Consider the following 12,699-nt stretch of genomic DNA (forward strand, 5'->3'; position numbering starts at 1 on the left):
TCAGATGCCGGACTTTCAGTCCGCTCCCGAGGTCCTCGGGATCGTCCGTTTGTGGAACTTGGCTCACTATCTTCCTCAGTCGTTGGCGTGCAGTGCGGCGTTCAGTTCGACGCCTGTGCCCTTGTTGGGCACGACCTCGACGGCACCGCTCACAGAGTTGCGGCGGAGCAGCAGGTTCGACGCTCCGCTCAGGTCCTTGGCCTTGACGACCGTGCCGTCCGGGCCCGTCACCTTGGTGCCGGCGGTGACGTACAGGCCGGCCTCGACGATGCAGTCGTCGCCGAGCGAGATGCCCACACCGGCATTCGCGCCGAGCAGGCAACGCTTGCCGACGGAGATGACTTCCTTGCCGCCACCGGACAGCGTGCCCATGATCGACGCGCCGCCACCGACATCGGAACCGTCGTCGACGACGACTCCCGCGGAGATCCGGCCCTCGACCATCGAGTTTCCGAGAGTGCCGGCGTTGAAGTTCACGAAGCCCTCGTGCATCACGGTGGTGCCGGAGGCGAGATGGGCGCCCAGTCGCACGCGGTCGGCGTCGGCGATGCGGACTCCCGTCGGCACGACGTAGTCGACCATGCGCGGGAACTTGTCGACACCGAAGACGGTGACGGGTCCGCGGATGCGCAGACGCGATCGGACGGTCTCGAAGTTCTCGACCGCGCACGGGCCGTAGTTGGTCCACACGACGTTGGCGAGCAACCCGAAGATGCCGTCCAGGCTCTGTCCGTGCGGCTTGACCAGGCGGTGGGAGAGCAGGTGCAGACGCAGGTACACGTCGTGCGTGTCGACCGGCGGCGCGGACAGATCTGCGATCGTGGTGCGCACCACGACCTGGTTCACGTCCCGCGCCTCGTCGGCGCCGGCAACGAGCGCCAAGTCGGACGGGATGTCGGTGCCCTCGAGCCGCACCGTTCCCGTTTCGGCGTATTCGCCCAGCGTGGGCGCCGGATACCAGGTGTCGAGAACGGTCCCGTCGGCCGCAATGTTCGCGATGCCTACTGCTGCTGCTCCGTGTGCACTCACGGTCGAGAATCGTACTTGAGCCCAGGATCGGGCCGATCAGGCCCTGGGAAAACCCGACGCGGCCCGCGCGGGAGACACCGTGCTCCGTATCGTTCACGTATGGCCGTACCGCACCTGGACCTGCATGCCGATCCGATCGAACTGACCGCCGCCCTCGTCGATATTCCGAGCGTGTCGCAGGACGAGACGCTCATCGCCGATGCGGTCGAGAAGGCGCTGCGCGAGCAGACCGACGGGTTCGAGGTCGTGCGCAGCGGCAACTGCGTGCTCGCCCGTACCCACCGCGGGCTCGGGAGCCGGGTGATGCTGGCCGGGCACCTCGACACCGTGCCCATCGCCGACAACGTGCCCTCCCGGCTCGACGGTGGCGTGTTGTGGGGCTGCGGCACCTCGGACATGAAGGCCGGCGACGCGGTGTTCTTGCATCTGGCGGCCACGATCGCCGACCCGGCGCACGACCTGACCCTGGTCATGTACGACTGCGAGGAGATCGCGGCGACCTACAACGGCCTCGGACGGATCGAGCGTGACCTGCGCGACTGGCTGGACGCGGACGTCGCGATTCTCGGCGAACCGACGGGCGGCGAGATCGAAGCCGGGTGCCAGGGCACGTTGCGGGTGCGGATCACGGCCGACGGTGTCCGCGCGCATTCCGCGAGGTCGTGGCTGGGGGAGAACGCGATCCACAAGCTCGCTCCGGTGCTCGAGCGGCTTGCACGCTACGAGGCGCGCTCGGTCGATATCGACGGGTGCGTGTACCGCGAGGGACTGTCGGCTGTGCGTATCGGTGGTGGCGTCGCGGGCAACGTGGTTCCCGACGCGGCCGAACTCGATGTGAACTTCCGATTCGCTCCCGACCGGAGTCCCGGCGATGCGCTCGCCCACGTCGAGGAGGTCTTCGCCGGTCTCCCGATCACGATGGAAACGACCGACATGTCGCCGGGCGCGCTTCCGGGACTGTCCCACCCGGCTGCGGCGGCCCTGGTCGACGCTGCCGGTGGCAAGTTCCGGGCGAAGTACGGATGGACGGATGTGTCGCGGTTCGCGGCGCTGGGGATACCGGCGGTGAATTACGGTCCGGGCGACCCGAATCTCGCTCACAAGCGCGACGAGCACGTCGAGGTTCAGCGCATCACCGATGTCACCACCGTTCTGCGCGATTACCTGACGCGATAGCGTTGCCGTCATGCCCGGAGATACGAATTCCTCCTCCGATCGGTCCGGCTCGCGCGACGATGTCGTGCAGCGTGGCCCCGTTCAGTTGCGCGGTGAGCGTGCCCGCGACACCACGACCCGCGATCAGCGGTTGCTGGACCGGCGGGGCCCGTCCGATTGGGTGCATACCGACCCGTGGCGGGTGCTGCGCATCCAGAGCGAGTTCATCGAAGGTTTCGGAGCACTGGCCGAGGTGCCGCGCGCGGTGGCGGTGTTCGGTTCGGCCCGCACTCCCGTCGACCATCCCGACTACGAGGCCGGCCGGCGGCTCGGTGAAGCGCTCGTCGAGGCGGGGTACGCCGTGGTCACCGGCGGTGGCCCCGGGGTCATGGAGGCCGCGAACCGCGGCGCGTGCGAAGCCGGGGGTTTTTCGATCGGGCTCGGCATCGAGCTTCCCTTCGAGCAGCGTCTCAACGACTGGGTCGACCTCGGCCTGAACTTCCGGTACTTCTTCGCGCGGAAGACGATGTTCGTCAAGTACGCACAGGCTTTCGTGTGCCTGCCGGGCGGCTTCGGCACCATGGACGAGTTGTTCGAGGCGCTCACACTCGTCCAGACCGGCAAGATCACCCGTTTCCCGATCGTGCTGTTCGGCACCGAGTACTGGTCGGGGCTGGTCGACTGGCTGCGGGCGACGATGGTGCGGGAGGGGAAGATCTTCGAGTCGGATCTCGATCTGCTGTCGGTGACCGACAGCGTCGACGAGGCGGTCCGGATCATCCGCGAGGCACATCGCGGCAACGAGGAGACCCTGCTGTTCGGAGAGGAGACGTCGTGGTGAGCGAACCGCGGCGGGTATCGGTGTGCGTGTACTGCGCGTCGGGACCGGTCGACCGCAAGTACCTCGAGCTCGCCTCGGCACTGGGAACGGAGATCGGCCGGCGCGGGTGGCAGCTGGTATCCGGCGGCGGCAACGTGTCGATGATGGGCGCTGTCGCCGAGGCGGCCCGTGAAGCGGGTGCTCACACGGTCGGCGTGATCCCCAAGGCGCTGGTGCACCGGGAAGTGGCGGACGTCGACGCCGACGAACTGATCGTCACGGAGACGATGCGGGAACGCAAACGCATCATGGAGGATCGCGCCGACGCGTTCGTGACGCTGCCCGGCGGCATCGGCACGCTCGAGGAACTCTTCGAGACATGGACCGCCGGGTACCTCGGTATGCACGACAAACCGGTCGTGATGCTCGACCCGCTCGGGCATTTCGACGGACTGCTCACCTGGCTCGAGTCGATGGTCGACACGGGCTTCGTGGCGCGACGCGCGCTCGACGGGCTTCATGTCACGTCCGATCTGGAGGACGCTCTGGACCGGTGTGCGGAGTCGAGCGGGGAGCACTGAGGGACCGAATCGACCATTCGTTCCCTACTCTCCGGTAAGTTCGGGAGGCATTGCCGCCGTAGTCCCGACAGACCCGACGTCGTAGTGAGGATCCGCCAGTGAAAACCGCCCCCGCCGAGAGCACATCGACCATCTCCCTTCCCGGTCTTGTGGCCGCGCTGCCCGGGATGCTCCCCGACCTGCCGAGTCTGTTGCGCGGCGCCGTTGGGATGACCCGGAAGCCGAGTGCGCGGGAGACCATCGGATCGGTGTTCCAGAAGCAGGCCGCCCGCCGGCCCGACAGCCCGTTCCTGCGGTTCGAGGGCGACACCCTGAGCTACGGCGAAGCCAACGCGCAGGTGAACCGCTACGCCAACGTCCTGACGGCGCAGGGTGTGCGCACCGGAGACGTCGTGGGCATTCTCATGGAGAACAAGCCCGAGGCGCTGCTGCTCGCGCTTGCCACCGTCAAACTCGGTGCCGCGGCAGGCATGCTCAACAACAACCAGCGCGGCGAGGTGCTCGAGCACAGCCTGTCGCTGCTCGACTCCCGCGTTCTCGTCGTCGACGAAGAATGCGCAGAGGCCCTCGAGACGCTCGACTCCGAACCGCAGGCCGGGTCGGTGATGCGTCTCGCCGAACTCGACGCACTCGCCGCGGACGCCGACTCGGCGAACCCGGCAGTGACGGAGACGCTCTCGGCGTCCGAGATCGCGTATTACATCTTAACCTCCGGAACCACCGGCTTGCCCAAGGCGAGCCGGATGTCCCATTTCCGCTGGCTCAAGTCCATGTCGGGACTGGGCAGTCTCGGTGTCCGGTTGCGCCGCAACGACACTCTCTACTGCTGCCTGCCGCTCTATCACAACAACGCGCTGACGGTCGCGCTGTCGTCGGTGCTCGGTGCGGGTGCGACCTTCGCGCTGGGCAAGAAGTTCTCGGCGTCGAAGTTCTGGGAGGACGCCGAGCGCAACGGGGCGACGGCGTTCATCTACATCGGTGAGTTCTGCCGTTACCTGCTCGGGCAGCCCGAGCGGCCCACCGATCGCGACCACGGCATCCGGCTGATGGTGGGCAACGGCCTCCGCGCCGAGATCTGGGACGAATTCACCGAGCGCTTCGGCATCGACCGGGTCGCGGAGTTCTACGGCGCGAGCGAATGCAACATCGCCTTCATCAACGCGCTCAACCAGCCGCGCACCGCGGGCGTATGCCCCTTGCCGTACGCGGTCGTCGAGTACGACCCGGAGACCGGTTCGGCCCGGCGAGACGCGAACGGACGACTGGTTCGCGTGGGGCGCGGCGAGGTCGGGTTACTGCTCGCGAAGATCACCGACCGTGCACCGTTCGACGGGTACACCGACCCCGACGCCACCGAATCCAAGCTCGTCCGTGACGGGTTCGACGACGGTGACGTGTGGTTCGACACCGGCGACCTCGTCCGGAGCCAGGGCTACATGCACGTCGCGTTCGTCGACCGGCTCGGTGACACGTTCCGCTGGAAGGGTGAGAACGTCGCGACCACGCAGGTCGAGGGTGCGATCTCGTCGCACGACTCGGTTTCGGGTGTCGTCGTCTACGGCGTCGAGGTGCCGGGCACGGACGGACGCGCGGGCATGGCAGCAGTGACACTGAAGGAAGGCGCGGAACTGGACGGTGCCGCACTCGCGGAGTCCCTGCATCGTTCCCTGCCGGGATACGCGGTCCCCCTGTTCGTCCGGGTCGTCGAGGAACTCGAGTACACGTCGACGTTCAAGAGCCGCAAGGTGGATCTGCGCGAGCAGGGGTACACCGACATCGGGTCGGACGAGCTGTACGTCCTCGCGAGCCGCAGCGAAGGCTTCGCGCCGATCTTCGAGGGGTACGTCGACGGGGTGGCACGAGGGGATCTGCCGAAGCCCTGAACGGGCCGGACACCGGGAGGGCCTGAATCGGCGCTCGTGTCAGGATGAAGGCATGAGCGGCTCCGCTGTCGATGTTCCCGAGCATCCGCCCGTCACACCCGGCGGCGACGTCCCGACCCCTCCGGGACCTCTACCGCCGACGCTGTGCGGGCGTCCTGTCGCGACCGATCGCGCACTCGTCATGGCGATCGTCAACCGCACACCGGACTCGTTCTACGACCGCGGCGCCACCTTCAGCGACGACGCGGCGCTCGCGGCCGTCGACCGCGCCGTCTCCGAGGGTGCCGACCTGGTCGACATCGGCGGGGTCAAGGCCGGCCCCGGTGACGTGGTCGACACGGCGGAGGAAATCCGCCGCGTCGTCCCGTTCGTGGCTGCGATCCGCGAGCGGTACCCGGACGTGCTCATCAGCGTCGATACGTGGCGCAGCGAGGTGGCGCGTCACGCGGTCGCCGAGGGCGCCGACCTCATCAACGACACATGGGCCGGGGCCGACCCGCAGCTCGTCGAGGTCGCGGCCGAACTCGGCGCCGGCATCGTGTGCTCGCACACCGGGGGCGCGATCCCGCGTACCCGGCCGCACCGGGTCCGGTACGAAGACATCGTCGCGCAGGTGACCGGCGAGGTCGTCGCGGCGGCCGAGAGCGCGGCGCGAGCGGGTGTCGCGACCGATTCGATCCTCATCGATCCCACCCACGATTTCGGGAAAAACACCTATCACGGGCTCGCTCTGTTGCGGGGCGTGGAAGTTCTTGTAAACAGCGGGTGGCCTGTGCTTATGGCGCTGAGCAATAAGGACTTCGTAGGCGAGACTCTGGGTGTCGAACTCGAAGACCGGTTGGAGGGCACCTTGGCAGCGACAGCATTGGCCGCAGCAGCAGGAGCGAGAATGTTCCGGGTACACGAGGTCGCGGCCACCCGCCGGGTGGTCGATATGGTGGCGGCCATCGCGGGCACACGTCCGCCGGCCCGCACAGTGAGGGGGCTGGCATGAGCGCACCGACTCGCATCTGGACAGAGGCGAACAGCTGGGACCAGCCGACATGGACCGTCGCCGAACTCGAACGGGCCAAGGCGGGACGTACCGTGACCGTGGTGCTGCCCGCGCTCGACGAGCAGGAAACCGTCGCGGGGGTGATCGACACCATCCACCCGTTGCTCGGCGGACTCGTCGACGAGCTCGTGGTGCTCGATTCCGGATCGACCGACGAGACCGCGGCCCGCGCGCGTGCCGCGGGAGCGCGCGTCGTCTCCCGCGAGGAAGCAGTACCCGGACTCGCCCCGGCACCGGGCAAGGGAGAAGTGCTGTGGCGATCGCTCGCCGGCACATCCGGCGACCTCATCGCGTTCGTCGACTCCGACCTGATCAACCCCGATCCGGCGTTCGTACCGAAACTGCTCGGACCGCTCCTGCTCGGCGACGGCATCCATCTGGTGAAGGGCTACTACCGCCGTCCCCTCCGGGTCGCCGGGGGAGAGGACTCGAACGGGGGAGGACGCGTCACCGAACTCGTCGCCCGGCCGCTCCTCGCGGCGCTGCGACCCGAGCTGACCTGCGTGCTCCAGCCACTCGGGGGTGAATACGCCGGCACTCGGGAACTGCTCGAGGCGGTGCCGTTCGCGCCCGGGTACGGCGTGGAGATCGGGCTGCTGCTCGACACCTACGACCGCCTCGGACTGAACGCGATCGCGCAGGTCAACCTCGGTGTGCGTAAGCACCGCAACCGGCCGCTGTCCGAGCTGGGCGCAATGAGCCGGCAGATCGTCGGCACGATGCTCGGCCGGTGCGGAATCCCCGACTCGGGGGCACCGCTGACCCAGTTCCTCGTCGAGGGTGAGTCGTTCGTGTCGTTCGACACCGATGTGAACCTCGAGGACCGTCCGCCGATGAAGACCATCACCGGCTGATCTTCTTCGCACGGCCCGCCGACCTCGAAGCCGTCGGCGGGCCGTGCCAAGATCGGTACATGGTGACGGTTCTGGTGTACGTGGTCGTCATGGTGGTTGTCGGCGCCGTGCTGTTCTTCATCGCTTCCGCTGTGTTCGGCCGAAGCGAGGTTCTCGCGCCGATCCCGCCCGGCACGACGACGACGGTGCTCCCGGCAGCCGACGTCACCGGCACGGACGTGCGCGACCTGCGTTTCCAGCAGACGTGGCGGGGCTACAAGATGAGCGAGGTCGACTGGGCCCTCGACCGGCTCGCCCGCGAAATCGACGATCTGCGTGCCGAACTCGCACGGACCGCCGGAGAGCCGCTGCCCGGGGAAGACTCCGCGCCCGAGCTGCACGCGGCGCCCGAGAACGCCGCCGACATCGAGGACACCGCCGACACCGAGGACGACGGCGCCGGGGACGCGTCCGGCGACGAAGCGGTCACGGAGGAAGTCCGCGTCGTCGACCACCCGGAGAAGCCGTGAACGACGACGGACTCGTGCGGTGCCCGTGGGCTGTCGACCGCCCGGGGAGCACGATCTACCGCGACTATCACGACGAGGAGTGGGGGCGCGAACTCCACGGCCGCGACGCGCTGTTCGAGCGACTCGCCCTCGAGGCATTCCAGTCGGGCCTGTCGTGGCTGACGATCCTGCGGAAGCGAGCGGCGTTCCGTGAAGCTTTTGCCGGCTTCGACGTCGATGTCGTCGCCCGCTTCACCGAAACGGATGTCGACCGGTTGCTCGCGAACGCGGACATCATCCGCAATCGCCGCAAGATCGAAGCGACGATCGCGAACGCACGAGCGATCCTCGAACTGCCCACCGATCTCGACACTCTGCTGTGGTCGTTCGCGCCCGCACCCGCGCGGCGCGCGCGACGTCCGAAAAGTGTCGAATCGATTCCGGCGGTCACGGAGGAGTCCACCGCAATGGCCCGTGAACTGAAGCGACTCGGACTACGTTTTGTGGGCCCCACCACTGCATATGCGTTGATGCAGGCCACCGGAATGGTCGATGATCACCTCGCCGGGTGCTGGGTGTCGCAGGCCCGAGAAGGGGCACGACCGGCCCTTACGGCGGAGTCAGCTACCCGACGCACACCGCAATAGGGAAGAATGGGATAGCGCGCATCATCGAGGTCGGTGGTGCAACCACACGGTAACCCACGCGCCCGGCGGTCGGGTGCAGATTTGGAGGGAGCAGAGGATGGCGGCCATGAAGCCCCGGACCGGGGACGGTCCCCTCGAAGCAACCAAAGAGGGACGAGGAATCGTCATGAGGGTTCCACTCGAGGGCGGCGGACGTCTGGTCGTCGAGCTCACGCCGGAAGAGGCTGCGGCCCTCGGCGACGAACTCAAGAGTGTCACCAGCTGATCGGCCCCTCTTCGGGCAACCCGGGCCCCGCGCTCCTCGGCGCGCGGGGCCCGGAGCTGTCCGTACCGGGAACGGGTGAGGAGTCCGCGTGCTCGATGCCGTCATAGACCTTCTCGCGTGCCCGCACTGCGACGGTTCGATGGATCTCGACGATGCCGCGGTGCTGTGCGAACGCGGCCACAGCTTCGACGTGGCGCGCCAGGGTTACGTCTCTCTGCTCACCGGATCCGCCACGCCGTTCACCGGCGACACCGCCGACATGATCGCGGCGCGCGGCGACTTTCTCGACACGGGGTATTACGACCCCGTCCGCACTGCCGTGGCGTCCGCGTGCACGAGTGCCGCCGGCGACGACTCCCGCATTCTCGAGGTCGGCGCCGGAACGGGCCAGTACCTCGCAACCGTCCTCGACGCCCTGCCCGCCGCGCGGGGCATCGGACTGGACGTATCCAAACCCGCCGTCCGGCGTATCGCGCGCGCTCACCCGCGCGCGGGTTCGGTGCTCGCGGACGTGTGGCGGCAGCTACCCGTGCGGTCGGGGTCGCTCACCCACGTGCTGTCGATTTTCGCGCCCCGGAACGCTGCCGAGAGTCATCGGGTACTCGCGCCCGGCGGCGTTCTCGTCGTGGCGACGCCCACCACGGAACACCTGCGCGAACTCGTGTCGCTGCCGGGGATGGTCAGCGTCGACGAGCACAAGACCGAACGGTTGTCGGCGGCGCTGTCGGGGTTGTTCGAGCGCACGGCGCGGATTCCCGTGCAGTTCTCCGCGGCGTTGCCGCGTCGAGCACTCGCGGACCTGGCGGGAATGGGCCCGTCGGCCCATCACCTGTCCGCCCCGGAGCGCACGGACCTGCTGGCAGCGCTCCCGGACCCGTTCGAGGTCACCGTGTCCGTCACGGTGTCGACATGGACCCGGCGGGGAGACGTGACGGTGCCCGGCGGGCACGGCGACACCGCTGTCAGGGGCGGTTGATCACACCCTGGTAGACCGTGAGGGTCTGCCGGGCGATCTGCGCCCACGAGAACTCGGAGATGGCGCGGTCGCGACCTGCCCGGCCGTACTCGGCGGCACGGACCGCGTCGCCGGCAACCTCGTTGAGGGCTGCGGCGAGAGCCCGCTCGTACGCCTGCGGCTCGTACGAGTCGTAGTGCACCAGGACGCCCGTGACGCCGTCCTGCACGACCTCCGGGATACCGCCCACGTCCGACGCCACCACGGCGGTCTCACATGCCATCGCCTCGAGGTTGACGATGCCGAGCGGTTCGTAGACGGACGGACACACGAACACGCGCGCGGCGGAGAGGATTTCCCGCACCGACTCGACGGGAAGCATTTCCTGTACCCAGAAGACGTTCCCGCGTGCCGCCTGGAGTTCGGCGACGGCACGTGCGGTCTCGGCGGCGATCTCGGGAGTGTCGGGGGCGCCCGCACACAGCACCAACTGGATGTCGGGGTCGAGGTGATGCGCCGCGGCGATCAGGTGCCCGACGCCCTTCTGCCGCGTGATACGCCCGACGAAGGCGACGATCGGACGATCGGGATCGACCCCGATGCGCTCCAGCGCCGACTCGGTGCCCGGTTCGGCCGGGCCGGGATGCCACGTCGTCGTGTCGATCCCGTTGCGCACGACGTGCACGCGAGCGGGGTCGACGAACGGATAGGCGTCGAGGACGTCGAGCCTCATGCCTTCGCTCACCGCGATGATCGCGTCGGCGTACTGCACGGCGTTGCGTTCCGACCACGAGGAGATCCGGTAACCGCCGCCGAGTTGCTCGGCCTTCCACGGCCGGCGCGGTTCGAGCGAGTGCGCGGTCAGTACGTGCGGCACGTCGTAGAGTTCGGCTGCCAGATGCCCGGCGAGACCGGTGTACCAGGTGTGAGAGTGAACGACATCGACGCCCGCGGCCGCGTGAACCATGCGCAGCTCTGCCGACAGCGTCGTCAGAGCGGGATTCGCCCCTGCCAACGCGGGGTCGGGCGCGTGCACGGTCGCGGTGTCGCGGGGTGCACCCATGCAATGCACGTCCACAGTGCACAGTCTCCGGAGCTGCGCGACGAGCTCGGTGACGTGAACACCCGCACCGCCGTACACTTCCGGCGGATATTCCCGCGTCATCATCGCCACCTGCATCGCCTCAAACTATCGGGCCGTTCGAGTTACAGCCAATCGATCCCCGCCGCAGGCGCGAATGCGGTTCAGGACTTCACGAGGCGTGCAATCGCGGCCGATGCTTCCGCCAGTTTCGCCTCGCCTTCCTCGCCTCCGAGTTTCGCGGCGTCCACGACGCAATGCCGCAGGTGATCGTCGATCAGGTTGAGTGCGAGGCCTTCCAGGGCGCTGGTCAACGCAGCGATCTGAGTGAGGATGTCGATGCAGTACTGCTCCTCGTCCACCATGCGGTGGATGCCCCGGGCCTGCCCTTCGATCCGCTTGACGCGCGCGAGATATTTCTTCTTGTCGCCGATGTAGCCGTGGGTGTGGCAGGAGCCGCCGTCCTCGGTGGTCTCGGTCACCGGGCTAAGTGAGTCGTTCATAACACCCATTCTATACCCCAGAGGGGTATATACCCTGGCTGGACGTTGTGCGCTCGTGTCCGGAACCTCTCGCCGGGCGGGACGGAGATCACGCTTCGCTGGCGGCAGTGTTGGGCGACCGATAGGTTGGGCGTGTGAGGAGCCAGCCACATGTGCTTGGAATCGTGCTTGCCGGCGGCGAGGGTAAGCGTCTTTACCCTCTGACCGCAGACCGTGCGAAGCCGGCAGTGCCCTTCGGGGGCGCATATCGCCTGATCGACTTCGTGCTCAGCAACTTGGTGAACGCCGGTTACCTGCGCATCTGCGTACTCACGCAGTACAAGTCGCATTCCCTCGACCGCCACATCTCTCAGACGTGGCGTCTGTCGGGCTTCACCGGGGAGTACATCACCCCGGTGCCGGCCCAGCAGCGACTCGGACCGCGCTGGTACACCGGTAGCGCCGACGCGATCCTGCAGTCGCTCAATCTGGTCTACGACGAGGACCCCGAGTACATCGTGGTGTTCGGCGCCGACCACGTGTACCGGATGGACCCCGAACAGATGGTGCGTCAGCACATCGAGTCCGGAGCCGGTGTCACGGTGGCGGGTATCCGGGTGCCGCGCAACGAAGCCTTCGCGTTCGGATGCATCGACAGCGACGAGCAGGGCCGAATCACCCAGTTCCTCGAGAAGCCTGCGCACCCACCGGGGACGCCCGACGACCCCAATGTCACCTTCGCCTCCATGGGCAACTACGTGTTCTCGACGAAGGTTCTGGTCGAAGCGCTGCGTGCCGACTCCGAGAACCCCGATTCCGATCACGACATGGGCGGCGACATCATTCCGGCACTCGTCGCCGACGGCGTCGCACACGTCTACGACTTCAACGACAACGTCGTTCCCGGCGCGACCGAACGCGACCGGGCCTACTGGCGCGATGTCGGGACGCTCGATGCCTTCTACGACGCGCACATGGACCTGGTGTCGGTCCACCCGATCTTCAACCTCTACAACCGGCGCTGGCCAATCCGAGGCGCCGCGGAGAACCTGCCGCCCGCGAAGTTCGTCCAGGGCGGTCTCGCCCAGGAATCCATCGTGGGTGCGGGGAGCATCCTGTCCGCCGCCACCGTCCGCAATTCGGTGCTCAGCTCCAACGTCATGGTCGAGGACGGCGCCACCGTCGAGGGCAGCGTGCTGATGCCGGGTGTCCGGATCGGCAAGGGCGCGGTGGTGCGACGCGCGATCCTCGACAAGAACGTGGTGGTGGGCGACGGCGAGATCATCGGCGTCGACCTCGAGCGCGACCGTAAACGATTCGCTGTCAGCGGCGGCGGCGTGGTCGCCGTCGGCAAGGGCGTGTGGATCTGACCGGAGCTGTGCGACTCCGCGGGCCGGTGCGACTC

At 67.7% G+C, this 12,699-nt stretch carries 14 protein-coding genes; 11 read left to right on the top strand and 3 right to left on the bottom strand.

Annotation, left to right across the window (positions count from 1 at the left end):
* Positions 1-75 precede the first annotated feature (75 nt).
* Entirely contained in the window at positions 76-1,029 is a 954-nt protein-coding gene (gene dapD / locus HF877_RS13315) for a 2,3,4,5-tetrahydropyridine-2,6-dicarboxylate N-succinyltransferase (RefSeq protein ID WP_169621631.1), read from the bottom strand.
* A gap of 99 nt (positions 1,030-1,128) precedes the next feature.
* Here dapD and dapE point away from each other — a divergent pair, with 99 nt between their 5' ends.
* From dapE to HF877_RS13365, 10 genes are all read left to right on the top strand, one after another.
* A complete protein-coding gene (gene dapE / locus HF877_RS13320) occupies positions 1,129-2,205 on the top strand; it encodes a succinyl-diaminopimelate desuccinylase (RefSeq protein WP_169621632.1) in 1,077 nt (358 codons plus the stop codon).
* 10 nt (positions 2,206-2,215) lie between these two features.
* The gene (locus HF877_RS13325; protein WP_169621633.1) at positions 2,216-3,025 is read left to right on the top strand and encodes a TIGR00730 family Rossman fold protein; all 810 of its coding nucleotides are present in this window, start codon (positions 2,216-2,218) and stop codon (positions 3,023-3,025) included.
* The gene (locus tag HF877_RS13330) at positions 3,019-3,585 is read left to right on the top strand and encodes a TIGR00730 family Rossman fold protein (RefSeq protein ID WP_169621634.1); all 567 of its coding nucleotides are present in this window, start codon (positions 3,019-3,021) and stop codon (positions 3,583-3,585) included. The genes HF877_RS13325 and HF877_RS13330 overlap by 7 nt, the downstream gene beginning before the upstream one ends.
* Before the next feature lie 98 nt (positions 3,586-3,683).
* Positions 3,684-5,468, top strand: coding sequence for a long-chain-acyl-CoA synthetase (locus HF877_RS13335; RefSeq protein WP_346765152.1), 1,785 nt, complete (start codon positions 3,684-3,686; stop codon positions 5,466-5,468).
* Positions 5,469-5,520: 52 nt separating this feature from the next.
* On the top strand, positions 5,521-6,462 hold the full coding sequence (gene folP / locus HF877_RS13340; protein WP_169621635.1) for a dihydropteroate synthase: 942 nt from the start codon (positions 5,521-5,523) through the stop codon (positions 6,460-6,462).
* Positions 6,459-7,376, top strand: a complete 918-nt coding sequence (locus HF877_RS13345) for a glucosyl-3-phosphoglycerate synthase (protein ID WP_169621636.1) — start codon at positions 6,459-6,461, stop codon at positions 7,374-7,376. The genes folP and HF877_RS13345 overlap by 4 nt, the downstream gene beginning before the upstream one ends.
* A gap of 59 nt (positions 7,377-7,435) precedes the next feature.
* On the top strand, positions 7,436-7,885 hold the full coding sequence (locus HF877_RS13350) for a DivIVA domain-containing protein (RefSeq protein ID WP_169621637.1): 450 nt from the start codon (positions 7,436-7,438) through the stop codon (positions 7,883-7,885).
* The gene (locus HF877_RS13355; RefSeq protein WP_169621638.1) at positions 7,882-8,511 is read left to right on the top strand and encodes a DNA-3-methyladenine glycosylase I; all 630 of its coding nucleotides are present in this window, start codon (positions 7,882-7,884) and stop codon (positions 8,509-8,511) included. Before HF877_RS13350 ends, HF877_RS13355 begins: the two co-directional genes overlap by 4 nt.
* A gap of 97 nt (positions 8,512-8,608) precedes the next feature.
* On the top strand, positions 8,609-8,776 hold the full coding sequence (locus HF877_RS13360; RefSeq protein WP_006554284.1) for a DUF3117 domain-containing protein: 168 nt from the start codon (positions 8,609-8,611) through the stop codon (positions 8,774-8,776).
* An 88-nt stretch (positions 8,777-8,864) separates the two neighbouring features.
* On the top strand, positions 8,865-9,752 hold the full coding sequence (locus HF877_RS13365) for a putative RNA methyltransferase (RefSeq protein ID WP_169621639.1): 888 nt from the start codon (positions 8,865-8,867) through the stop codon (positions 9,750-9,752).
* Here HF877_RS13365 and glgA read toward each other — a convergent pair.
* Together glgA and HF877_RS13375 are read right to left on the bottom strand one after the other, a co-directional pair.
* Complete coding sequence (glgA, locus tag HF877_RS13370) at positions 9,739-10,911, bottom strand: glycogen synthase (RefSeq protein WP_169621640.1); 1,173 nt, start codon at positions 10,909-10,911, stop codon at positions 9,739-9,741. The genes HF877_RS13365 and glgA overlap by 14 nt on opposite strands.
* Positions 10,912-10,976: 65 nt before the next feature.
* Positions 10,977-11,315: a metal-sensitive transcriptional regulator gene (locus tag HF877_RS13375; protein WP_169621641.1), complete on the bottom strand. Its 339-nt coding sequence runs from the start codon at positions 11,313-11,315 to the stop codon at positions 10,977-10,979.
* A 134-nt stretch (positions 11,316-11,449) separates the two neighbouring features.
* Between HF877_RS13375 and glgC the strand changes: the two genes are divergently transcribed.
* Positions 11,450-12,664: a glucose-1-phosphate adenylyltransferase gene (gene glgC / locus HF877_RS13380; protein ID WP_169621642.1), complete on the top strand. Its 1,215-nt coding sequence runs from the start codon at positions 11,450-11,452 to the stop codon at positions 12,662-12,664.
* Positions 12,665-12,699 lie beyond the last annotated feature (35 nt).

The sequence above is a fragment of the Rhodococcus sp. BL-253-APC-6A1W genome (assembly GCF_012843405.1).
Lineage (GTDB): Bacteria > Actinomycetota > Actinomycetes > Mycobacteriales > Mycobacteriaceae > Rhodococcus.